22 protein-coding genes and 1 tRNA gene are annotated in these 24268 nt (G+C 54.9%); 16 read left to right on the top strand and 7 right to left on the bottom strand.

All coding sequences use genetic code 11. The annotated features are described in order from the left end of the window. Positions 1-20: 20 nt before the first annotated feature. Positions 21-1397 (bottom strand): L-serine ammonia-lyase, encoded by a 1377-nt coding sequence (locus tag IQ22_RS04700; RefSeq protein ID WP_145138863.1) that lies wholly within the window; start codon positions 1395-1397, stop codon positions 21-23. A gap of 308 nt (positions 1398-1705) precedes the next feature. Between IQ22_RS04700 and IQ22_RS04695 the strand changes: the two genes are divergently transcribed. The 6 genes from IQ22_RS04695 to betI all read left to right on the top strand — a co-directional run bounded on the left by IQ22_RS04695 (position 1706) and on the right by betI (position 7005). After that, the gene (locus IQ22_RS04695; protein WP_145138859.1) at positions 1706-2644 is read left to right on the top strand and encodes a choline ABC transporter substrate-binding protein; all 939 of its coding nucleotides are present in this window, start codon (positions 1706-1708) and stop codon (positions 2642-2644) included. A 213-nt stretch (positions 2645-2857) separates the two neighbouring features. Beyond that, on the top strand, positions 2858-2995 hold the full coding sequence (locus IQ22_RS23140; protein WP_158635408.1) for a hypothetical protein: 138 nt from the start codon (positions 2858-2860) through the stop codon (positions 2993-2995). Between the two features lie 121 nt (positions 2996-3116). Beyond that, the gene (locus tag IQ22_RS04690; RefSeq protein WP_145138857.1) at positions 3117-4052 is read left to right on the top strand and encodes a choline ABC transporter substrate-binding protein; all 936 of its coding nucleotides are present in this window, start codon (positions 3117-3119) and stop codon (positions 4050-4052) included. An 88-nt stretch (positions 4053-4140) separates the two neighbouring features. Beyond that, positions 4141-4983 (top strand): choline ABC transporter permease subunit, encoded by an 843-nt coding sequence (gene choW / locus IQ22_RS04685; RefSeq protein WP_145138854.1) that lies wholly within the window; start codon positions 4141-4143, stop codon positions 4981-4983. Then, the gene (choV, locus tag IQ22_RS04680) at positions 4983-6218 is read left to right on the top strand and encodes a choline ABC transporter ATP-binding protein (RefSeq protein ID WP_145138851.1); all 1236 of its coding nucleotides are present in this window, start codon (positions 4983-4985) and stop codon (positions 6216-6218) included. The genes choW and choV overlap by 1 nt, the downstream gene beginning before the upstream one ends. Before the next feature lie 190 nt (positions 6219-6408). Further along, positions 6409-7005: a transcriptional regulator BetI gene (betI, locus tag IQ22_RS04675; RefSeq protein WP_145138848.1), complete on the top strand. Its 597-nt coding sequence runs from the start codon at positions 6409-6411 to the stop codon at positions 7003-7005. A 98-nt stretch (positions 7006-7103) separates the two neighbouring features. On the opposite strand, the gene IQ22_RS04670 is transcribed toward betI, so the two are convergent. Then, positions 7104-8651, bottom strand: a complete 1548-nt coding sequence (locus IQ22_RS04670) for a BCCT family transporter (RefSeq protein ID WP_145139702.1) — start codon at positions 8649-8651, stop codon at positions 7104-7106. Positions 8652-8968: 317 nt separating this feature from the next. Here IQ22_RS04670 and betB point away from each other — a divergent pair, with 317 nt between their 5' ends. The 10 genes from betB (at position 8969) to hpxO (ending at position 17253) form a co-directional block, all read left to right on the top strand. Continuing rightward, on the top strand, positions 8969-10441 hold the full coding sequence (gene betB / locus IQ22_RS04665) for a betaine-aldehyde dehydrogenase (RefSeq protein ID WP_145138845.1): 1473 nt from the start codon (positions 8969-8971) through the stop codon (positions 10439-10441). A 119-nt stretch (positions 10442-10560) separates the two neighbouring features. After that, positions 10561-12285 carry a choline dehydrogenase gene (gene betA, locus IQ22_RS04660; protein WP_145138842.1) on the top strand — a complete coding sequence of 575 codons (1725 nt, stop codon included), beginning with the start codon at positions 10561-10563 and terminating at the stop codon, positions 12283-12285. A 30-nt stretch (positions 12286-12315) separates the two neighbouring features. Next, a tRNA-Thr gene (locus IQ22_RS04655) sits at positions 12316-12391 on the top strand. Between the two features lie 448 nt (positions 12392-12839). Further along, positions 12840-13094, top strand: a complete 255-nt coding sequence (locus IQ22_RS04650) for a hypothetical protein (protein WP_145138839.1) — start codon at positions 12840-12842, stop codon at positions 13092-13094. A 2-nt stretch (positions 13095-13096) separates the two neighbouring features. Then, entirely contained in the window at positions 13097-13297 is a 201-nt protein-coding gene (locus tag IQ22_RS04645) for a hypothetical protein (protein WP_145138837.1), read from the top strand. A gap of 20 nt (positions 13298-13317) precedes the next feature. Next, positions 13318-13560, top strand: a complete 243-nt coding sequence (locus tag IQ22_RS04640; protein WP_145138834.1) for a hypothetical protein — start codon at positions 13318-13320, stop codon at positions 13558-13560. Positions 13561-13713: 153 nt separating this feature from the next. Beyond that, positions 13714-13908 carry a hypothetical protein gene (locus IQ22_RS04635; protein WP_145138831.1) on the top strand — a complete coding sequence of 65 codons (195 nt, stop codon included), beginning with the start codon at positions 13714-13716 and terminating at the stop codon, positions 13906-13908. A gap of 90 nt (positions 13909-13998) precedes the next feature. Beyond that, positions 13999-14931, top strand: a complete 933-nt coding sequence (locus IQ22_RS04630; RefSeq protein WP_145138828.1) for a DUF808 domain-containing protein — start codon at positions 13999-14001, stop codon at positions 14929-14931. A 91-nt stretch (positions 14932-15022) separates the two neighbouring features. Next, entirely contained in the window at positions 15023-15952 is a 930-nt protein-coding gene (locus tag IQ22_RS04625; protein ID WP_145138825.1) for a LysR family transcriptional regulator, read from the top strand. A 137-nt stretch (positions 15953-16089) separates the two neighbouring features. Continuing rightward, positions 16090-17253 (top strand): FAD-dependent urate hydroxylase HpxO, encoded by a 1164-nt coding sequence (gene hpxO / locus IQ22_RS04620; RefSeq protein WP_145138822.1) that lies wholly within the window; start codon positions 16090-16092, stop codon positions 17251-17253. A 400-nt stretch (positions 17254-17653) separates the two neighbouring features. Here the strand turns inward: hpxO and IQ22_RS04615 are convergent, their stop codons facing one another. From IQ22_RS04615 to gmd, 5 genes are all read right to left on the bottom strand, one after another. After that, entirely contained in the window at positions 17654-19372 is a 1719-nt protein-coding gene (locus IQ22_RS04615) for a cellulase family glycosylhydrolase (RefSeq protein ID WP_158635407.1), read from the bottom strand. 326 nt (positions 19373-19698) lie between these two features. Next, the gene (locus tag IQ22_RS04610; RefSeq protein ID WP_145138818.1) at positions 19699-20823 is read right to left on the bottom strand and encodes a glycosyltransferase family 4 protein; all 1125 of its coding nucleotides are present in this window, start codon (positions 20821-20823) and stop codon (positions 19699-19701) included. Positions 20824-20853: 30 nt separating this feature from the next. After that, on the bottom strand, positions 20854-21996 hold the full coding sequence (locus IQ22_RS04605; protein WP_145138816.1) for a glycosyltransferase family 4 protein: 1143 nt from the start codon (positions 21994-21996) through the stop codon (positions 20854-20856). Between the two features lie 93 nt (positions 21997-22089). Continuing rightward, a complete protein-coding gene (locus IQ22_RS04600; RefSeq protein ID WP_145138813.1) occupies positions 22090-23043 on the bottom strand; it encodes a GDP-mannose 4,6-dehydratase in 954 nt (317 codons plus the stop codon). Between the two features lie 168 nt (positions 23044-23211). Then, on the bottom strand, positions 23212-24243 hold the full coding sequence (gmd, locus tag IQ22_RS04595) for a GDP-mannose 4,6-dehydratase (protein ID WP_145138811.1): 1032 nt from the start codon (positions 24241-24243) through the stop codon (positions 23212-23214). Positions 24244-24268 lie beyond the last annotated feature (25 nt).

The following is a 24268-nucleotide window of genomic DNA, read 5'->3' as shown; positions in this document are numbered from 1 at the left end:
CCGGCGTGCTCGAAATCAGGTCAACACTCGATCACGCTAACAGCCAGCCCTCCTCGTGAGGTTTCTTTATATTTGTCCTGCATGTCAGCTCCTGTATCACGCATGGTCCGGATGACTCGATCCAGCGAAATAAAGTGCTCGCCGTCGCCCCGTAATGCCATTTGGGCTGCGTTGATAGCCTTGACCGCTGCAATCGCGTTGCGCTCGATACAGGGCACCTGCACCAGACCGCCTACCGGGTCGCAGGTTAACCCCAGATTATGTTCAAGCCCGATCTCAGCCGCGTTTTCCACTTGCTCAGGGGTTGCACCAAGAATCTCCGCCAACCCAGCCGCCGCCATGGCACAGGCTGAGCCTACCTCGCCCTGACAGCCAACCTCAGCGCCTGAAATAGAGGCGTTTTTCTTGCACAGGATACCTACGGCTGCCGCTGCGAGCAGGTAGCGCACAACGTCTTCGTCATCGGCGCCCGGATTGAATTTCATGTAGTACATGAGCACCGCCGGAATGATTCCAGCCGCCCCGTTGGTTGGGGCAGTGACCATGCGACCGCCAGCGGCGTTCTCTTCGTTCACCGCCAAAGCGAACAGATTGACCCACTCCATGGCCGACAAGGTCGCGACGATCACATTCGGCTGGCCAAGGGCCTTCAAACTGCGGTGCAGGCGGGCGGCGCGCCGCGGTACCTTAAGCCCGCCCGGCAGGATACCTTCCTGCGCCAGCCCGTTCTTGATGCAATCGCGCATGGCCTGCCAGATACGCAGAAGCCCTTCGCGAATTTCCGCCTCGCTACGCCAGGTTTTTTCGTTTTCCAGCATGAGCGCCGACACGGACAGGCCGCTCTCCCGGCAATAGCGCAAGAGCTCTGCTGCGCTGGAAAAGTCATACGGCAATACAGTCGAATCCTGGTCGCGCTGTCCGGCGGCCGCTTGCCCCGCCGTGATCACGAAACCGCCTCCGATGGAGTAATAGGTTTCCTCAAACAGCTCACCCTGTTCACCAAACGCGGTCAAAGTCATGGCGTTGGGGTGATAGGGCAAATTCTCTTCAAGTAACAGCATATCGCGATCCCAAACGAACTCGATGGGATGCGCGCCGCCCAGCATGAGCCAGTTTTCGGTACGGATGGCCCGAATACGCGGCTCGATCTGGGCCGGGTCGATACGGTCGGGCCATTCGCCCATAAGTCCCATCAAGGTCGCACGGTCGGTGCCATGCCCTATTCCCGTAGCTGACAGCGACCCGTAAAGACGGACTTCCACACGCTTTACTTGCTCTAGTGGAACCTGCTCCCGTAACTGGGTAACAAACAGCGCACCGGCTCGCATGGGACCTACCGTATGGGAGCTGGACGGACCAACGCCAACTTTAAACAGATCAAACACGCTGATTGCCATGACGCCTCCGAAACCCAGAAAAAAGGATGTTTCATCATCGCGCTTCACTGCATTTTGCGCTCTCCAGCACCGACCCGGCCATGTCCAAACGCGTCCACTTCTTTAAGTAATTGGACACCCACCTGTGACCCGCTCATCAAATAGGCCTGATTGATGCAGGTTTTTTTCATCGGCTAGCGAAAGGCCATGATCACGCCTAACGTAATCCCGGTATAGGCCCATTATCCGGCATGTCCGGTAACTTTTGCCTATGCAATCAGCCCTGTTTCAAGGGCGCCAGAACGTTGTTCAAGACCAGGAGCAGAACCATGAAGCGGTTGTTCACCTCTCTGATGTTGTTTACCCTGTTTGGCTTTACGACGCTTCGGGCTGCTGAGCCGGAGCAATGCACGACTATCCGCTTCGCCGATGTTGGCTGGACTGACATCACTGTAACCACAGCCCTGTCGCGCTGGTTATTCAACGCGCTGGGCTACCAGACGGAAGTCGAACGACTCTCGATACCAGACAGCTTTGCTGCCATGGCTAATAAAGAAATAGACGTTTTTCTCGGCAATTGGATGCCGAGCATGACGAACGAGATTAAGCCCTACGCCGAGGCCGGCCGTATCGAAACCGTACGCGCCAATCTCGAAGGTGCTAAATACACACTGGCGGTGCCCCAGTACGTGTACGACGCCGGCGTGAAAACCTTTGCCGATATTGCCAAGAACGCCGATAAGTTCGATAGCAAGATTTATGGCATCGAGCCGGGCAACGACGGCAATCAGTTGATTAAGACCATGATCGACCGTGGCGCGTTCAGCCTCGGCGGATTCACACTCGTCGAATCCAGCGAGTCGATCATGCTTGCCCACGTCAAGCGCAAGGTAGCGCTGGCGCAATGGATCGTCTTTCTGGGCTGGGAGCCGCATCCGATGAACACACAATTCAAGATGCGCTATCTGGATGGCGGCGATGAGTTCTTCGGCCCCAACCTGGGCGGCGCCACTATCTACACCACAGTGCGTCAGGGCTACACACAGGAATGCCCGAACATAGGCAAACTGCTCTCCAATCTGAGTTTTACGCTGGACATGGAAAACCAGCTTATGGATGCCGTGCTCAATCAGTCCACTAATCCACGGCGCGCGGCACGCGACTGGCTCAAGACCAACCCTCACCTGCTGGAGCAATGGCTACACGGCGTGCAGTTACGCGGCGGCGGACCGGCCTTGGCCAAAGTCACGGAAGAACTCGCGCTTTGAGCAAGACCCTGCATGTTCGGCCAGCAGGGCACTGTAGTGCCCTACTATGGACAGGCAAGCACGCTTTCTTACTGTCTCGGTACTGCCCTCATAGGGAGTCGAGCCAAGAAACGAACCCGGCTGGGACGATTGCACCGGCAAACGCCCAGCCTCCTCTCGGCGAGCCCTTTGCAGGCAAGCCGGTCAGGTCCGCCTATAGCGTGGACCTTTTTCATGCTGTTCCGATCCAGCACAGAGACGCCTTGTGGTATCACCTTGCTGGCAACGACATTACAGCTACTGGTTACGACGCAGCCTGTACTGGTTGCGACGCGCCCGGTAGGCGTTGGACAGTCGATCGGTTACAGATAAACCATCTTGCAGCGGAGCAGTCGGGGTTCCTCACGCGCACCGACTCCCGCTTGCACTTTATTGCTGGCAAACGCCCCCTGTGCGAGTGCCCAGCGATCTATCAGGAAGGAGTCATTTCACCATGAAAGGTTGTAATGCTTTACTACTAGCCCTGAGTTTAGGCGCTCCCCTTCTGGCTCACGCTGCCGAGCCCGAATCCTGCGCTACCGTCCGCTTTGCCGATGTCGGTTGGACCGACATCACCGTCACCACGGCAGTGACCTCCGAAATTCTGAAAGCCCTGGGTTACAAAACCAAGACCAACATGATCTCGGTACCCGTGACTTACAAATCGATGCAGAACAAGGACATCGATGTTTTTCTCGGCAACTGGATGCCAAGCATGGCCGCCGATATCAAGCCCTATACTGATAACGGTAGCGTCGAGACGCTACGTGCCAATCTCGAAGGCGCTAAATACACACTGGCGGTGCCCCAGTACGTGTACGACGCCGGCGTAAAAACCTTTGCCGACATCGCCAAGAACGCCGACAAGTTCAATAACCGGATCTACGGTATCGAGCCGGGCAATGACGGTAACCGCCTCATCCAGAGCATGATCGACAAGGATGCCTTTGGCCTGGGCAAATTCAAGATGGTCGAGTCCAGCGAGGCCGGTATGCTTTCTCAGGTACAGCGCGCCGAGCGCCGCAACCAGTGGGTAGTTTTTTTGGGCTGGGAGCCACACCCAATGAACACTCGCCTCAAGATGAACTACCTGGAAGGCGGCGATGAATTCTTTGGTCCCAACCTGGGCGGCGCCACCATTTATACGAATGTCCGCAAGGGCTATACGCAGGAGTGCCCGAACGTAGGCAAACTGCTCTCCAATCTGAGTTTTACGCTGGACATGGAAAACCAGCTCATGGACGCGGTACTCAACGAAAACAAAAAGCCCGACGCGGCGGCGAAAGCCTGGCTGAAGGCGAACCCCCAGGTAATGGACGCCTGGTTGGAGGGGGTTACCACCCGCGCCGGCAAGCCCGCGACCGATGTGATGGCCGCGCTAACACAGTAATCGCCCCAACGACCCGGACAGCCCGGCGCGTTTAGCCGGGTTATCCAGGTCGCTGGACTACAGACGTTCAACGCCAGGGATCCTATCCATGTTCCTTACCGATCATAAACTTCCGCTGGGGCAAGTTATTTCCGACTTCGTCGACTGGCTGATCATGAACTTCTCGGGGTTCTTCGACACCATCTCCGACGTTCTTTCCACTATCATTTCCAGCACTACCGCCGCACTACTCTGGTTCAACCCACTCGCCCTGGCCGTCATTTTCGTCGCGCTGGTCTATATCATCCAACGCAGTATCTCGCTCACGCTCTTCGCCGCCGCCGCCCTGTTGCTCATCCTTAACCTAGGCTACTGGCAGGAAACCATCGAGACGCTGTCACAGGTTATTTTCGCGACCCTCGTGTGCATTGTCATCGGTGTGCCGCTAGGCATCGTGGCTGCGCATAAACGCTGGTTCTATGAAGTGCTGCGTCCAATACTCGATCTCATGCAGACCGTGCCGACCTTCGTCTATCTGATCCCGACACTGACCCTGTTCGGTCTCGGTGTAGTACCCGGTCTGATTTCCACGGTTATCTTTGCCATTGCCGCCCCCATCCGTTTGACCTGCCTTGGTATCCAGGACGTACCGGAAGAGCTGATGGACGCTGGCAAGGCTTTTGGCTGCTCTCGCTGGCAGCTCCTGACCCGTATCGAACTGCCACACGCCATGCCCAGCATCGGCGCCGGCATTACCCAGTGCATCATGTTGTCGTTGTCGATGGTGGTCATCGCGGCCCTGGTGGGCGCGGATGGCCTGGGCAAGCCCGTCGTGAATGCTCTCAACACTGCAGACATTGCCCTCGGTTTTGAGGCGGGCCTCGCTATCGTGCTGTTGGCTATCCTGCTTGACCGGGTCTGCAAGCAGCCCACCGCCAGAGGAGAAAAGTGATGAGTGCGATTCGTTTCGAGAATGTCGACGTCATCTTTGGCAAGCAATCCAAACAGGCACTGGAGCTCCTCGACAAAGGCCTGGGCCGCGCTGAGATCTTCAAGCAGACCGGCCAGGTATTGGGCGTGGAAAACGCCTGCCTAGAGATCCAGAAAGGCGAAATCTGCGTGCTGATGGGCCTCTCCGGCTCAGGCAAGTCCAGCCTGTTGCGCTGCATCAATGGTCTCAATACCGTCAGCCGCGGCCGTCTGCTCATCGAGCACAACGGCACTGAAGTAGACATCGCCAACTGCTCCTCCTCGACGTTGAAGGACATGCGTACGTCACGCATCTCCATGGTATTCCAGAAGTTTGCCCTTATGCCCTGGCTGACCGTGCATGAAAATGTGGGCTTCGGCCTGGAAATGCAGGGTCGCTCTGCAACCGAACGCAAAAAGATCATTGATGAGAAGCTTGAGCTGGTTGGGCTCAGCCAATGGCGTAACAGCAGACCCTCCGCCTTGTCCGGTGGCATGCAGCAGCGCGTGGGTTTGGCGCGGGCACTGGCTATGGATGGTGACATCCTGCTAATGGACGAGCCTTTCTCCGCGCTCGACCCGCTGATTCGTCAGCAATTGCAAGACGAATTGCTCGCCCTGCAAAGTAAGGTCAACAAGACCATAGTGTTTGTCAGCCATGACCTCGACGAAGCGCTCAAGCTGGGCACCAATATTGCCATCATGAAGGACGGCCGCATCATCCAGCATGGCAAGCCGGAGGATATCGTGCTCAACCCGGCGGATGAGTACGTACGCACCTTCGTCGCGCATACCAACCCGCTTAACGTGCTATGCGGTTACAGTCTGATGAAGCCGCTCGACCAGTGCAAACGTGAGGGACATGATGTCTGCCTGGACCGTGCCCGCGACTACTGGCTAAGCCTTGGTGATGGACACAGCATTAAAGCCGTGCGCCGCAGCGGCGATACGCTTGGCGTACAACGTTGGGTACCGGGAGAGCCGGTTGAAACGCTCAAGCGCCAGCCTACCGTAGTGGATGCCGCTATCCGCATGCGCGATGCGCTGGAAATTCGCTATCAGACCGGGCACAAGCTCATCCTGCAGCAAGACGGCCGTGTAGTAGGGTTGCTAGGCGATACCGAGCTTTACCATGCCTTACTGGGTAAAAACCTAGAGAAAGGTCATGAAGAGTCCGAGGTGACCCCGTTGCGGGCTGCCTTTTCCCAAGCCGGCTGACTTATAAGGGGCCGCCCGCTGGGGCGGCCCTCCCTGGCTCAAGGCACTGCTTGCTTACCTGCAAGGACTCCAACCCTGATTAGAGTCATGAGCAAAAAGGTGGGACAAATCTTTTTTAATTGATCGTTCAATCAAAAAAACATAGACTGTGGGCGGTTCAGGTCAGGCATGATTGCCAGGAGAAAACGCAATGCCCAAGGTCGGCATGCAACCCATCCGCCGCTCCCAGTTGATTGCAGCCACGCTGGAAGCCATAGATCAGGTCGGAATGAGCGAGGCAAGCATTGCCCTCATTGCGAGAAAAGCTGGGGTGTCCAACGGCATCATCAGCCACTACTTTCAAGATAAAAACGGCCTGCTCGAAGCCACCATGCGACACCTGATGTCGGCACTGCGTACTGCTGTTCGTGAACGGCGTGCTGCCCTGACAGACGATAGCCCCCGTGCGCATCTACGAGCCATTATCGAAGGTAACTTTGACGATAGCCAGGTCAACGGTCCGGCCATGAAGACATGGCTGGCATTCTGGGCCAGCAGCATGCATCAGCCCGCCCTGCACCGCTTGCAACGAATCAACGATCTGCGTCTGTATTCGAACCTGTGCTGCGAATTCCGTCGTGCCCTACCTCTTCAGCCGGCTCGGCAGGCGGCACGCGGCCTCGCGGCAATCGTGGATGGCCTCTGGCTACGTGGTGCCCTGACCGGCAGCGAATTCGATATCGACGAAGCCCTGCGCATCGCCTACGACTATATGGATCAGCAATTGGCTCGGGCCGAGGCGCCATAATTACCTAGACGTTCGCGCTGATTACCTTGTACAGCTAGTACACTTGAAACATAAGCGCCGCTACCAAATCCGGTAGCAGCGCTGTGTCCTTGCCTATTTTACCTGGGCTCTACCATGCCTATCCCAGGCACGGACCGCCCCGCCTGACGCTCATCCAGAACAGCCATATCCTGCCGCATCGCCTTAAGTAGCGCCACGATATACAGCAGCAGGACCACCGAGAACGGCAGGCCGGCTAACACGACTACCGTCTGCATGGCCGTGAAGTTTCCGGCAAACAACAGACCGATCGTTACCAGCGTAACCAGAACCGACCAGAAAATACGCAGCCAGTGCGGTGCATCTTCATCCAGTTCACCGTCTCGGCGTGACAGGTTGGCCAGCATCACCGAACCGGAGTCCGCTGGCGTCAGGAACAGCACAAATCCCACACAGATCGACAGACCAATCACGATCTTTGCTCCAGGGTAATGCTCCAGCAGTCGATAAATAGACATCGCCGGTTGTTCCAGTGCCGCCTTGCTCAACTCTACAGCGCCCTGATTCATCACCAGATCCAGTGCGCTGTTGCCAAACACGGACAACCAGGCGAGCGTAAAGCCCAGCGGAATCAACAGTACTCCGGTAATCAATTCACGCACCGTACGACCACGGGAAATACGGGCGATAAACATCCCCACGAAAGGCGCCCAGGAGATCCACCACGCCCAATAGAACAGCGTCCATAGGCCCATCCAGCTCTCGCTTTTGCCGGACTGCCCCGTGTACACGTACAGGTCGAAGGTTTTCAGGATCAAACCGTTCAGGTAGTCCCCCAGGTTTTGTACAAACCCGTTAAGCAGGTGCAGCGTCTGGCCTGCGAACAGGACAAAGATCAACAGGCTGCTGAACAGCAGGATATTCAGGTTTGACAGTCGACGAATGCCTTTTTCGACACCCGATACTGCCGCCAGGGTGGCAACTGCACTCATGACCAGGATGACGACCAGCAAGGCGCTGTCGCTATGGGGCATACCAAACAGGTATTCCAGCCCCGAGGCTACTTGCAGCGCGCCGATGCCCAGGTTGGTCACAAGCCCCAGCAGCGTAACGAAGATGCCAAAGCAATCCACCGCATTACCAACGGAGCCGCGCATAAGCCGCTCACCAAACAAGGGATACAGCGCCGAACGCAGCGCCAAGGGTTGATGGTGCCGGTAGGCGAAATACCCTACCGCCAGCCCGACCAAGGCATAAATTGCCCAGCCATGCACACCCCAGTGAAGAAAGGTCAGCTGTAGGGCCTGCCGCGCCGCGAACAGGCTGCCCGCCTCCCCTTCCGGAGGGTTGTACAAATGATCAATAGGCTCGGAAGCAGCAAAGTAAAGCAGTGAAATGCCGATGCCCGACGAAAACAGCATGCCCGCCCAGGCCGAGTAGCTGAAGTCCGGACGCTCATGATCGGCCCCCAGCCGCAAGTTCCCATAACGGGAAAAGGCCATATAGAGCACAAAGAAAAGATAGGTCCCAATCGCCAGCATGTAGTACCAGCCAAAACTGCGTGACAGCCAGTTTTGCGCCGCTCCCAGCCAGAGACCGGCTTCTTCAGGAAGCAGAATGAGTGCAAGCGTGAGGGTAAGAATCAAGGCGGTCGAGCCGAAAAACACGACCGGATTCAAGCGTACCTTCCCGTGGGTTGTTGTTTTAGGAGAAGCAGTACTCATTGGAGAGAGATCCCAAAAGCAGAAAAATCAGGATTCGGATGAACCCTGACGCATGGTCAGCCCCCTCGAAACACTTGGCCTTGAAGCCTGCGGCCAAGTGTCGCACCAGAAGCTTGAAGCGGAGCTTATTCGTTATTGATTGAACGTTCAACAAAAATAAAGTAGGCTGAATTTACTCTACTGCAGGCTGACCGGTTTGGTTCTTCTTCCGCATGCGTCTGGACGGCCTGTATGCATTCATCCAACACGAGGAATTCCTGATGGCCCGTTTCGAAGAACAAAAACTCTACATAGGCGGCCGTTACGTCGATGCCACCAGCGGCGCCACCTTCCAGACCGTCAACCCGGCTACAGGCGAAGTACTGGCTAATGTCCAGCGCGCCAGCAAAGAGGATGTGGACCGCGCCGTGGCCAGCGCCGCCGAAGGCCAAAAGGTCTGGGCTGCCATGACCGCCATGCAGCGCTCGCGCATCCTGCGTAAAGCCGTGGATATCCTGCGCGAGCGCAACGACGAACTCGCTGCCCTCGAAACGCTCGATACCGGCAAGCCGCTGTCTGAAACCCAGGCGGTAGATATCGTTACCGGCGCCGACGTGCTCGAGTACTACGCTGGCCTGATCCCTGCCCTTGAAGGCGAGCAGATTCCGCTACGCGAAACCTCGTTTATCTACACCCGCCGCGAGCCGCTGGGCGTAGTCGCCGGTATCGGTGCATGGAACTACCCTGTGCAGATTGCCCTGTGGAAATCCGCTCCTGCTCTGGCTGCAGGCAACGCCATGATCTTCAAGCCCAGTGAAGTCACCTCGCTGACCGCGCTGAAACTGGCCGAGATTTACACCGAAGCGGGCCTGCCTGACGGTGTGTTCAACGTACTTACCGGCAGCGGCCGTGAAGTAGGCCAGTGGCTGACCGAGCATCCCGGCATCGAGAAAATTTCCTTTACCGGCGGCACCGTAACCGGCAAGAAAGTTATGGCCAGTGCCTCTAGCTCAACGCTTAAAGAAGTCACTATGGAGTTGGGCGGAAAGTCTCCGCTGATCATCTTTGATGACGCCGATCTCGACCGCGCTGCCGATATTGCCGTCATGGCCAACTTCTTCAGCACCGGACAGGTCTGCACCAACGGCACGCGTGTCTTCATTCCGCGGTCTCTGCAGGCCCGCTTCGAAAGCAAGGTGCTGGAACGCGTCAAGCGCATCCGCCTGGGCGACCCGCAGGACCCGAACACCAACTTCGGCCCGCTGGTCAGCAATGCACACATGGAAAGCGTGCTCGAATACATCGAAACCGGCCGTAAAGAAGGTGCACGTCTGCTGTGCGGCGGCGAGCGTGTGACTACGGGCGACTACGCCAAAGGCTGCTACGTAGCGGCAACGGTCTTCACTGACTGCCGCGACGACATGACCATCGTTCGCGAAGAAATCTTTGGCCCGGTCATGAGCATCCTGGTGTACGACACCGAAGAGGAAGTGATCCGCCGTGCCAACGACACCGAATACGGCCTGGCTGCCGGCCTCGTTACCAAGGACCTAGCCCGCGCCCACCGCGTGATCCATCGCCTGGAAGCCGGTATTTGCTGGATCAATACCTGGGGTGAGTCCCCGGCGGAAATGCCGGTGGGCGGCTACAAGCAGTCCGGCGTCGGTCGTGAAAACGGCCTTGTCACCTTGGGTCATTACACCCGAATCAAGTCCGTGCAGGTCGAGCTGGGCGATTACGCCTCGGTTTTCTAAACACTGCCGCTTATTTCTACCCGTAGGGTGGGTTAGCCAACAGGTGTAACCCACCGACTTCAGGCGAGGGGCCGTCATGGACAGGCCGCCTCGCCGCCCCTTACGGAGGACTGCCTACCATGGCAAAAGAATTCGACTACATCATTATTGGCGCAGGCTCTGCCGGTAACGTTCTGGCGACCCGCCTGACTGAAGACAAAGACGTCTCCGTCCTACTGCTCGAAGCCGGTGGCCCCGATTATCGCCTGGATTTCCGCACCCAGATGCCAGCGGCCCTGGCCTACCCTCTGCAAGGCACCCAATACAACTGGGCCTACCAGACCGATCCCGAGCCCTACATGAACAACCGCCGCATGGAGTGCGGTCGCGGCAAAGGGCTGGGTGGCTCCTCGCTGATCAACGGTATGTGCTACATCCGTGGCAACGCGATGGACTTTGATGGTTGGGCGCAACTCGATGGCCTAGAAAACTGGACATATCTTGACTGCCTGCCCTATTTCCGCAAGGCAGAAACACGGGATATCGGCCCTAATGATTACCACGGTGGTGACGGCCCGGTCTCGGTTACAACGTCCAAGCCCGGCGTGAATCCGCTGTTCGAAGCTATGATCGAAGCCGGCGTACAGGCGGGTTACCCCCGTACAGAAGACCTGAACGGCTACCAGCAGGAGGGCTTTGGCCCTATGGATCGCACCGTGACGCCTAACGGCCGTCGCGCCAGTACTGCCCGTGGCTACCTTGACCAAGCCAAGGGCCGGCCGAATCTGACCATCGTTACCCACGCCACGACCGACCGCATTTTATTCAGCGGCAAGCGCACCGTAGGTGTTGCCTACCTTGAAGGCAACAGCAGCAACGTCACCACCGCGCACGCGACCCGTGAAGTTCTACTCTGCGCGGGAGCCATTGCTTCACCGCAAATCTTGCAACGCTCCGGCGTAGGTGCCAGCGATCTGCTGCGCCAGTTCGACATTTCTGTTGTGCATGACCTGCCGGGTGTCGGCCAGAACCTGCAGGACCATCTGGAAATGTACCTGCAATACGAGTGCAAGCAGCCAGTATCACTGTACCCGGCGCTCAAGTGGTACAACCAGCCACAGATCGGGCTGGAGTGGATGTTCAAGGGCACCGGCATTGGCGCCAGCAACCATTTCGAAGCAGGCGGTTTCATCCGCTCCAACGAAGAGTTCGAGTGGCCAAACATTCAGTACCACTTTCTGCCGATCGCTATCAATTACAACGGCAGCAATGCGATTGAAGCCCACGGCTTCCAGGCCCACGTGGGCTCCATGCGCTCGCCGAGCCGTGGCCGCGTACACCTGAAATCACGCGATCCACGCCAGCACCCCAGTATCCTGTTCAACTATATGAGTACCCAGCAGGACTGGCAGGAATTCCGTGACAGCATCCGTATTACTCGCGAGATCATGCACCAGCCAGCACTTGCTCCCTATCGTGGCAAAGAGCTGAACCCAGGCGCCGACTGCGTAACGGACACGCAACTGGATGAATTCGTCCGCCAACACGCCGAAACGGCCTATCACCCGTCCTGTACCAATAAAATGGGCACCGACGACATGGCCGTGGTCGATGGACAAGGCCGTGTACATGGCCTGGAAGGCCTGCGGGTTGTGGATGCGTCTATTATGCCGCTGATCATTACAGGCAACCTCAACGCCACAACTATCATGATGGCCGAGAAGATTGCCGACCAGATCCGTGGCCGCAAACCCCTACCCCGGAGTACGGCTGCATACTACAAAGCCAACGGTGCTCCGGTCCGTCAAAAAACGGCCCAGGAAAAAAAATCAGAAAATAGAGTAAATTCACCGGTTTACAACTGATTCAGAATCGTTATAATGCGCTCCATTGATGCCGGTATAGCTCAGCTGGTAGAGCAACTGACTTGTAATCAGTAGGTCCCGAGTTCGACTCTTGGTGCCGGCACCATCAAATTCAAAGGCTCGCAGAAATGCGGGCCTTTTTCTTTTGTGGCTGAAAAGTTCATCAGCTCGGCTGCGCTCATCGTAGCGCGTGCGCTCAACCAAGCCGCGCTGGCGTGGCCTAGTGCGCATTCAACAGCTTCCACACGCAGCCGTCTTATGCCTGCTTCCGCTGTCGTCCTATGGCCTCTTCAAGAAACCCTGACCGCTCAGCTGACGAAATCACGGCCCTTTTCATGCTGGTAGCCTTGAAGGGATCTGCCTATACCCGTCAGTAACCTTACCCTTCTGCAAGAAAGACGGGCCAAAAGACTGGAAATTCCAGCCAGGCTATTGGCGCCTAGTACCTGACGCTAGCGAACCACCGGATCATATTTTTCTATGAAGAATTCCCGGGCTGGCAAAAGTGATAGCATTTTGCCTTTATTTGTCTGTATTTGCAGATTCATCACATTATGAATACGCCAAGCCTTGCGCCTTCTGAAATTGACGTCCTGCTGCATCAGACCACTATTCAGAATCTGACGCACTTTGCTTCTGCCATAAGTCAGCTGGAGGTAATCAATACAGACCTGATCAAGCAATGGGATTTGTTGCATCTGCAGTCCGGGCATACTGAATCAGCTCAAGGGTTAGATCATCCCAGTGCCATCAGCCGTCTCGATATTTCGGGCGTTGATACACCCTCCATGCGCCAGGTAAATACTTAGGTATGAATCACGCCCAGGTCGACAGCGTTCTGGCATATTGCGCCAAGCAATTAGAGACCGCGCCGGTCGATACCTCCTTCTTCGCCAAGATGCTTCTGCTACTCCTACCGGTATGCAACGCTTGCCAACGGGACACCGTTCATGCGCTCCTGGACAAATGTCAGAGCGTCCTGGTTGAAGACGTGAATGTCCGAGACCGCTGATCTTTTCAAGATATAAAACCATGAACCGTTACGACATATTGCTTTCAGGCTTGTTTGACGCTGGTTACGACGTCAAACTAACTACCAATCCTGAGGCATCGGAGCGCCTGCTGATTACCGTCACCCAGCGCGAAACTGGATTCTCCGTTATTCGCAGCATTGAAAAGCTGGATATTCATGACCTGTCCCGTCTGACCAGAATGTCATTGGATTTAAGGCGCGAGCTAATGATTCTTAAGCAGCTTCACACTCTAGAAATCTGAGTCGTTTAAGCTGCCTGCGCTTTTTCATCACACATTCTTGTCTAAGTCTTAGAAATATTTTGTTGCAGCTTGTCCAAGTAATGCATCAATCCCAGGGAAACCCTGCCTCCCGTCTTAGACTCAGCATAAAAGATCTGATACAGGAGACAGCAAATGATCAAGATCCTGTCGATCTTGCTCAAGCCTTTCGAACACGACAAACCCCCAGCAACATTCGATTGGCTGGGCGATATTGAAGGGCGGGCAGAAGAGCCATTACATGACAAGCCGGTGTCAGCTCCGGCATCCGAAAAGCCTGGGCAACAGGCTCCTGATCCTAATGAAGTAGTGACGCGCTTTAAGGCATGAGCGCCTAGGCCTATACGATAAAACACCGGCGTCAGGTGGGCACTCAGCTTATTACGACACAGCAGAACTTAACGTCAAAAGGAATACATTGTGGCTGCAGGTAGTTTTCTTGCCCTTTTCGATGACATCGCCACGGTGCTGGATGATGTATCCATCATGTCCAAAGTGGCTGTAAAAAAGACGGCAGGCGTATTGGGTGACGACCTTGCACTCAATGCGCAGCAGGTTACTGGAATCAAGGCCGACCGCGAACTTCCAGTTGTCTGGGCCGTCGCTAAAGGCTCGTTGCTTAACAAGGCCATTCTGGTACCAGCCGCCCTGTTGATCAGCGCCTTTGCTCCCTGGCTGGTTACACCACTCCTCATGCTGGGCGGCGCCTATCTCTGCTACGAGGGCACCGAAAAGCTGGCGCATAAATTTTTATCGTCTGACCATGACAAAGCTGAGCATGTAAAAGCCGTAGCGGACCCTAACGTCGATATGGTGGCGTACGAAAAGGGAAAGATTAAAGGTGCCATACGTACAGATTTCATTCTGAGCGCCGAGATTATTGCTATTACCCTCGGAATAGTGGCGGAATCATCGCTCATGCAGCAAGTGCTGGTCATGACATTGATCGCATTAGCCATGACAGTAGGCGTTTATGGTCTGGTCGCAGCCATCGTGAAGCTTGACGACCTTGGCCTGCATCTTTCCAAAAGCAGCAACGGTGCAAGCCAGGCCATAGGTAAGGGGCTTGTAAGTACTGCTCCTCTCTTGATGAAAGCCCTTTCGGTCATCGGCACGGTCGCCATGTTCATGGTCGGCGGCGGTATCCTGAGCCATGGTATTGCAGCACTGCATCACCCTATCGAAGCCTTTACTCATGCGGCTGCAAGTGTCCCGGGTATTGGGCCTGTCCTAGGCGCACTTGCACCCACCCTGTTTAACATTGTATTTGGCATTCTCATCGGCGCCGTGGTGTTGTTAGTTGTGGGGTTGGCTAAAAAACTGTTTGGCAGTAGCCACGCAGCCAGTCATTAACTGTCAAACCGTTACCAACTCGCTAAAACCCGAGGACAGCGGCAGGCTCAAGTGATACAACCTGAGCCTGCCATTGCCGCTATCCTCTATCATGATTCGCAAACTTCGCATTCATTCTTCCGCCATCCAGTATTTCGATATGGTCCGTCGCTGCCGTTCGATTAGAGAGGCGGCACGGCGGCTGAACGTGGCCTCTTCCGCCGTAAACCGGCAAATTCTTAAATTGGAAGATGAGTTGGGCGCACCGTTGTTCGAACGGCTACCGGCCGGCTTGCAACTCACCTCTGCCGGAGAAATTTTCGCTCGGCATGTCATCGTCGTTCTCCAGGATGCCGAGCGGGTTAGCTCAGAACTGGATGCACTGGCTGGGCTTCGGACAGGCCATGTGGAAATCGCCACGGTAGAAGGGTTAACAGCGGACCTGCTGCCCTCCGTCCTGGAAGCCCTTTATATCCGTTACCCCCGCGTCACGGTTGGCGTTGTGACTCTGGGGTCACAGGCGGTTCCCGAGGCTGTGCTTAGTGGCGCCGCGGATATTGGTTTGGCGTTTGCCTTACAGCGCCATGCCGACCTGCAGCAGATGAGCGTCGGCCATTTTCGGCTGGGCGCGCTTGTGGCTCCCACGCATCCTCTGGCTACGCGTACGGAGGTCAGTTTTGCCACCTGCGCCGAGTACCCACTGATCCTGGCCAAGCCAACCTTGTCGATCCATCAGCAACTCTTGCCTTTGCTCTCCCGTACTATCCTACAGCGCAAGCCAGCGCTGGAGACGAGTTCTCTAGAACTTTCCCGGCAATTGGCCAAGCGTGGAGTAGGTGTCGCTTTTCAGACCCGCATCGGCATAGAAGCCGACCTTGCTAGCGGCAGGCTTGTGCATATTCCTTTGAATGACAATGGACCCCTTTTTAGCGACCTGGGCGTTTATGTCCGTAGTAGTCGGCATTTACCGGTAGCTGTTGACGCCTTTGTGCGAGCCTTGTGCGAGGCCCTTACTCAGCGCGCCGACCCAGCACTGTCCTGATAAGAGAGCTGGTGCCGTTTCGGCATCACCCTGCGCGATATTCTGTTCTTTGGGCATCGCCAGAAAAGAGTAATACTCGGTCACGACGAAGCGGCCAGCCGTTGGCTGATACCCTCTATCCGTGCCGAGGAAGAGTTATGCGTCCATTAGAGATCATTATCGTAGGGGCCGGAATCGGTGGGTTAACGGCCGCCATTGCACTGCAACAACAGGGCCACCGTATCCAGCTATTTGATCGCGTTCCCGAGCTAACACCGGCGGGATCGGCCATCTCGGTCTGGTCTAACGGCGTGAAAGTTCTCAAGGCGCTCGGCCTGGGTGATGCCATGGCTGCAGTCAGCGGTGACATGCGCACCATGAGCTACAGCGACCGGGACGGCCATCTGCTTACACGCTTTAGCCTCGAACCGCTCTATATTGAGGTGAATCAACCCGCCTGCCCTATTGCCCGTACCACTCTGCAACGCATCCTGCTTGAAGCGGCAGGTGAGCACAACCTAACCCTAGGCGTTAGCTGCGAATCGGCCATACAAACCGAACACGGTGTAACGGCCTACTTCTCCGACGGCAGTCAGCGTGAGGCGGATCTGCTCATTGCTGCGGACGGCACGCATTCCAGATTGCGTAATCTTGTCGCAAGACAAGACATCCCCCGGCACTACTGCGGCTATGTGAACTGGAACGGCCGTGTTCCTGCCACCCCGGATCTTGCCCCCCTTACTGAATGGGCGCAATTTGTAGGTGATCACAAGCGCGTCTCCCTGATGCCCATGGGCAATGATCAATTCTATTTCTTCTTTGATGTTCCGCTGCCTACGGGAACACCAAACGAGCGTACCCTTTACCGGGAGGAGCTCGCTAAACATTTCCAGGGATGGGCTTTACCGGTCCAGCGCCTGATCGAGCGTCTCGACCCGGCCACGGTCGCCCGAGTGGAGATCCATGATATCGAGCCGCTGGAGTCCCTAGTCAATGGCCGCATCGTATTGCTCGGCGACTCGGCCCACGCGATGGCTCCCGATCTTGGCCAAGGTGGCTGTCAGGCCATGGAAGATGCCTGGGTATTGATGAACTGCCTGGCGCAGCACGAAGATGACCTGGCTGCGGCACTCCGCGCTTACGACATTGCCCGAGTGGAGCGCGCCGGCACCATCGTCACCCGCGCACGCAAGCGCGCCGAAACGACCCACGGTCACGATCCAGTCGCAACGCAAGCCTGGTATCGAGAACTGACGCATGAAACCGGGGAAGGCATCATGGCTGGCATTAGCAAAACCATCTTGGGCGGGCCGCTGGGGTGAGCCGGCCCAGCGGAATCAGATATCCAAGAGCGTATCATCCCGCGGCTTGATTTTGCCGCGCTGCTTGAATTCGCAGGGCTGCTGGCCCTGGTAAGGTAATCGGAAACGTACGCCCTATCAGCACAGAGGCCTGGTTTATGGGCACCGAACATATCCGTTCGACGAGGCGGATGCTGAGTGCAGCCATGACGCTTGGCTTAACATACACTTTGACAATAGCATTTATGTCTATGGTTGACGCCAGCGTCAACACACCTACGGCATTACCGCAAGCAGCGTAGGTATGGTATTAGAAATTGCGTGACGAAACCGGGAGAGATACCTTGGCAAAAGTCGAGGAGATAGTTTTAATCAAACATAGGAAAGCCGTTGAGATAAGCAACGGCACTCTCTAAGAAAATCATTTATTTCTGTACTCATCACTTTGAGTAAAGGCAACCGCAACAGCATCGATAGTCATTTTCCCGCTTGAGATCAGATCTGACCAACTAGCCAACCCTGCTGCATCAGCCGTACGCCCTAAATAGGTCAGGTACAGTTGCTGTACTGAATATCTGATTTGATATTCAGCGCTTTGTTTAATAGCGTTAACCACTGCCTCGATAGTCATACTGCCACTGGCAATCTTCCCAGACCAGTTAGCCAACCCAGCCGGGTCGGCTTCACGACCCAAATAATCCCTATAGACCTGCTTAACAACATCGGTACTTCTAGTTTTGTACTCGCTGCTCTGAGTAAAGGCAGTGGCTGCCGCTTCGAGTGTTATCTTTCCACTCAGGATTGAGCTAGTCCAATTTGCCAATCCTGCGGCGTCAGCTTCCCTTCCCAGATAATTGCGATACATCTGCTGTACAGCATACCGAGTCTGGTATTCCTGGCTCTGCTTAATAGCGGCCGTAATGGTTTCGAGGGTTAAGCTGCCATTGGCTAATTTGCTGGCCCAGCTTTGCAAACCAGTGGCATCGGCATTGCGACCCAGATAAGTCTGATATAAAAGCTGAACAGCATCGAGCTGACTTTGCGTCGGAATAGCGACCACTGTATTGCCCGTATTGGTCGTCAATGGTGTCGTAAGCGGACCTATACCAGTACAGCTCGTATCATCAATATATTTCTTGAGCGTCGGCCATTGCGGGCGATCCTGCCCATTGATAGGTTCGACGGACATAAAGTAGTTACCCCAACCGGGCCCTGCTGCCCAATACGTTGCCGGGATGCAATTCTGTTTGAGGTACGCCAGCATGTTATCCATTATCGTGAACCAGCGCGCGTCGCTATCCGGTACGCCAAATTCGCCGATATAGCCGCGCTTGCCGTTCTTCTTGAGCCACTCAATAAACGGCTTGACCCGCTCGACACCATACATAGGGTCGAGCTTGCCCACATCGACCGTCTCATAAGTGCCGCCCGCGTTTTCATCGAAATAGGTATGGGCAGAAAAGATAATGTTATTGGACGGATCAACCAGCTTTAAAAGCGGATCGTTCCACTGAGCCCAGCGCGTGGCTTCTGCCCAGCCATTACCTTCGACGATGATCGGGCGGGTCTTGTCCACTGCACGCACACCGTTGATGCCGTACTGAGCAGCGGTCGGCCAGTAGGCCAGCGCACCGTTGGGCTCGTTCATAATGTCATAGGCGTACAAGGAGGATTGCCCGCTCCAGCGCTGGGCGATCCTTGTCATGACATCCTGATAATGCGCGTATGTGACAGCCCCTGCTCCAATAATCTGGCCTCGATAACGTGCGTAGTTATGCAAATCCAGAATAATTCGGACATTGTATTTGCTGGCATATGTGAAGGTGCGGTCGATTAGGGCTGCATAGGTCGGGTCCAGCGCGTCCCCCAAGGTAGGCTGCAAACGCTCCCAGATGATAGGGAAGCGTATCAGCCTGATGCCTCTTGCGCTCCATTGCTGGAAGTAGGCCTCTACAGGAAAAATATAGTGTGTACCATTAATACCAGGTAGTACCTGTGGCGCAAAGCCAGCACCTGAAATATTCAGGCCTACCAAGTTCACTTGCTCGGCACGAACATTCACACAGCCGAACGCCATCAGAACAGACATCGACAAAGCTGCCAAAGTAGATGACTTGGTCAAACAAAAGGATGTATTCATCGTCTTCGAACTGCTAAAAGACTGGATTTCGTCTCCTGCAAAAAACAAGGGAGACGGACAGAAGAGACTTATTGCAGGACGAAAAGATGACGCCATCGTCCTTTCGCCAAGGTTTATACAAGCTTTATGCCAAATTTAGGTTTACAGGGTTAGATGTCTACTCACACCAGCTCACTAACTCTAATAACGTCCCCTAACAGGCCTGAAGGGGCTTATAAAACTCGTAGTTTCTGGCGCATATTCGAAGAATTATTACTGATGGATGTGCAACGTATTACAGTTAAACCTGTTCGCCAGCCCTTTATGACTTTATATGAGGGCTTGATTTAGAGAGCCCTGCGCTTGACCAATACCGTTCTGTATAGCTCGGCGTAAGACTGCAACATTTGCTCACTCGAGAACACACTCTCATACCGTACTATCGCCTTTTCACCCATCCTGGCGGCTCGCTCGGGATCGCCCAGAAGGGTTTTCATGGCCTCTGTTAGAGCAACGGGATCGGCAGGCGGAATGACTAGTCCGGTTTCCTGATCCAGATTGATAAAGCTCGTTCCGGTATGGATTTCACAAGAAATCATGGGTTTACCGTACATCGCAGCTTCCAGCAGTGAGATACCAAAGGCCTCGGAGCGCAGGTGTGAGGGGAACACGAAGGCATAACACAGCGTTAGCAGAGCCGCCTTGTCCTCCTCACTCAGGAGTCCTGTGAAAAGTACATTGCTCAGACCCAGCTGTTCGGCTTGCTGCTTGAGTGCTGCCTCCTCGAACCCATGCCCTGCGATCACGCAGGTAAACGCCTGGCCTCGCAAGGCCTGAAGAAGGAAGTGGAGACCCTTGTAATACCTGAGCGCCCCTATGAAAAGAAAGAAAGGTCCTTTCAACTGACGCTGCCAATAGGCCAGCCGCTCCTGGGTAGGCTGCGGATAAATAGCTCTATCGAGCCCATACGGAATTACCGTGACCTTATCTCGATAGCGCCTCAATACAGGACTGAAGGCCGCATAGACTGGAGACGAAGCGACGATACTATCAACCGCCCCCAAGAATTGATGCATCAAAGGTTGATACAGCTTGAGCAGCCACTTCTGTTTAACGATATCAGAGTGATAACTAACAACGGTCGGCTTGCGTATCCGGGAAACATAGTGTGCCAGATCCATATAGGGCCAAGGGAAATGATAATGCACCAGATCAGCCTGAGCAGCCAGTTCCGCAAAGTCCTTGAAGGCAGACAACGAGAAGCCTGTAGACGCAACATGAAAATCCAACTTGGAGCGATGGCTGATATGCCGCCCGCTAGGCTCCGCCCGGCCCGAGCCCTGAGAACTCAGATAAAGAACTTCGGACTCTATGCCGTAGGCTATCCCGCCTTCGGCTAGCTGGTAAATGACCTGTTCGATTCCCCCAAACGTTTGGGGCCGATAGGTTTTAAAAAAATGCAGAACCTTCAATGAGAATACTCGTTTATGTATGTTCTATGGCTAGTACATCTGTCGATATACATTGAGAGTCCTTTCGGCACACGCTCGCCAAGTAAATGACAGGGCCCGCTGATAGCCCGAATTTACCATTGCCTGCTTTCTCTTTTCAGAGGCGAGCGACTCTTGCATCGCCAGAGATAAGGCATCGACATCGCGGGGGTCGACTAACCAGGCGGAGTCTCCAGCCACCTCAGGTAAAGAAGTTAAATTAGATGTGATGACTGGACAACGCGAGGCAAACGCTTCGAGTACAGGTAAACCAAAGCCCTCATAAAGCGATGGAAAAACAAGCGCACTTGCGCTTTGCAGAAGGGCAAGCACCTCCTGACGAGGCAAATAACGTAGCCAGCGGGCCTCCCCTCGGCTTTCAAGTCTTTGTAGCTGCGCGATTGTTTTCTCCGATGACCATCCTTCGCGGCCAACAATGACTAACGGGTGATTCTTCCTGAGCGCGGCCGGGAGCTTTTGATGAGCCTCGATGGCAGCCGTCAGGTTCTTTCGAGGTTGTAGCGTACCAACAAATAAAAAAAAGCCAGGCGTCAGGCCTTGCCTGCTCAATACATCAGCTTTATAGGCATCACCTACGCGTACGAAATAATCACGCTCCACACCCAGTGGAGTGACATGTACATAATCCGGGTCTATTCCTACATGCTTGACGATGTCACGCTTGCTGTGTTCGGAAATGGTGATGATGCGTTCAGACGATAGAATCGTCTTTTCAAACAGGAAGCTTTTGAATGACTGCAAGCGCTGCCTTATCCACTCCGGATGAATTAGAGGAATGACATCCATTACCGTAGCGACTACCGGAACGCCGGCAATCCGAGGAATCCGGTGATCTGTTGCATGAAAAAGATCCAATGCTGCATTACAGCGGCGGTTGGGTAGCGGAGCACCCAGCAACGTAGCGGATAGACAGTGAAGCGAAAACCGAGTCGCCAATACTTGTGGAGTGCCGCACTCCAGGTTCGGCGTCTGCTTGCCAAAAACATACGGATTCAGCTGTAGAGCGCCGTCCTGAACCTCATCTAGAGAAGCAAATTCACGCCAAAGAGCTCTTGTATAAATTCCGATTCCGTCCAGAAATCCAGCAACCTCTCCATGTGCCCAAACGGTAGTACCAAATCCAACGGTTTTCACGGCGATCTCACGAAAATAAGACGTTTACTGGCGAGCCCTGTCACGACTCCAAGACTCAGCGCTTGCGCACAGATCATGTAGAGGGTCCTAAAGCTATGCTCTAGCGCGGGTCTGACTACGCCAATATTCCAACAGTTCGTTGAGCGTCTCGCGCAGCGAAAATCGAGGCTGCCATGCGGTCTCGACTTGTAACCGCTGACTACATCCTACGGCAAAAGGTATATCAGACGGGCGCAGCCGCGCAGGATCCTGCTCCACATTGATTTGGACCAAACTCTGGGCCAGTAACGCATCAAGTAGCTCACGGATTCGGCGAGCCCGCCCTGAAGCTATATTGAAGATGTAGTGACCGGACGGTTGTGTAGATAGCGAAAGCAGGCTCAAATAAGCTGAGCAGACATCATGTACATCTAGAAAATCGCGGCATGCTTCAAGGTTGCCGACTCGCAGCACAGGCGGCTGCAGGCCCTGCTCGATTTCGGCGATCTGCTTGGCAAAGGATGCTGTGACGAAGTCGGGTGACTGCCCTGGCCCGATGTGGTTGAACGGACGGGCGATCACACCGCGGAGACCCTGCCGGAAATATTGAATGAAGGCGAGTTCGGCCGCTCGCTTGCTGGCCGCATAGGGATTCATGGGCAGACAGGGCTGCTCTTCATCCAAAGGTTCGCCTACTTTGAATGCTTCGCCATACACTTCAGACGAGCTGGCAAACAGGATGAACGCTTTCGGAGCATGATGCTTGAGCGCTTCCAACAGGTTCAGGCTGCCGATAACATTGGTCTGCCACGTCCTGAGCGGATCGCTGAAGCTGGTCGGCACGTGGGAAACCGCTGCCAGGTGTATGACGTGGGTAGGTTGCACACTCTGAATCAGCCGAGCTACCGCCTCGGTGTCACGGACATCCAGCTGCTGATATTCCACGTCACCCTGGTCACCCGGTATGGACGAAACCGTTCCTGTTACCTGGTAACCCGCCGCCAGCAACTGCGTCTGGAGTACCTTGCCGACAAAGCCATTCGCTCCCGTCAACAGGACATGCTTCATGGTTACATTACCTTTGCTCCCATCAGGGAGATTGTGGAGTTCCGACGGGTTGATAAGGGGCCTGATACACAGTGGCAGCCCTAATTGAACAACCCACTCTATCCAGAGAGAACGATCGATAGCCCGGCACGAGGCGAGGAAGAGCATGCTCCTCCTCTCTGCTTTTCATTAGAAAGAAAAGCCTATCTCGTTACGACGCAAGTCTGCCTCGACCATCATCTGACACAACTGCTCAAGTGTTGTTTTAGCTTCCCAGCCCAGTATGGCCTTGGCCTTGCTGGCGTCGCCAATAAGCAGTTCCACTTCGGCCGGACGATAGAATGCCGGGTTGATACGAACTACGGTCTTTCCGGTTTCGACATCGACAGCCACTTCGTTTTCATCATTACCCTGGAAACGCAACTCGATATTGACAGCCTTAAATGCCATCTTTACGAAGTCACGTACCGTTTCGGTTCTGTTTGTAGCCAAGACAAACGTATCCGGTTGGTTAGCTTGCAGCATAAGCCACATTCCTTCCACGTATTCCTTGGCAAAGCCCCAGTCACGCTTGGCATCCATGTTACCCAGCTCAAGAACGTCCTGCTTACCGAGCTTGATCTTGGCAACCGCGTCGGTAATCTTACGCGTTACGAACTCGCGGCCACGCAGCGGAGACTCGTGATTGAACAAAATGCCACTTGTCCCAAAAATATCGTAGGATTCACGGTAGTTGATGGTCATCCAGTGAGCGTACAGCTTGGCGACGCCGTAGGGGCTGCGCGGATAGAACGGCGTGGTTTCAACTTGGGGGATTTCCTGAACCTTGCCGAACATCTCGGAGGTAGAGGCCTGGTAGAAACGAATTTTCGGATTGACGATACGGATCGCCTCAAGCAGGTTAACCGCACCCAATCCAGTGATATTCGCTGTCGTCAAAGGCTGGTCAAACGACACGCCCACAAAGCTCTGTGCCGCTAAATTATAGACCTCAGTCGCCTCGGTGCGCTCCAGCAGGCGAATACTGGAAGCCAGGTCGGTCAAATCATACTCGACTAAGTGCAGGTTCGGATTCTTATCGATGCCCAGCTCTTCAATACGCCAGAAATTGACTGAGCTGGTCCGGCGATAGGTGCCATAGACCGTATACCCTTTTTCCAGCAGCAGCTCTGCCAGATATGCCCCGTCTTGGCCTGTAATGCCGGTAATGATCGCTTTCATTTCTGCTCCCTTGGTAAAAACTAAA

Origin of the sequence: Pseudomonas duriflava (assembly GCF_007830155.1) — a bacterium.
Lineage (GTDB): Bacteria > Pseudomonadota > Gammaproteobacteria > Pseudomonadales > Pseudomonadaceae > Chryseomonas > Chryseomonas duriflava.
The sequence above is the reverse complement of the archived record's forward strand: the minus strand, read 5'-3'. Positions and strand labels throughout refer to the sequence as shown.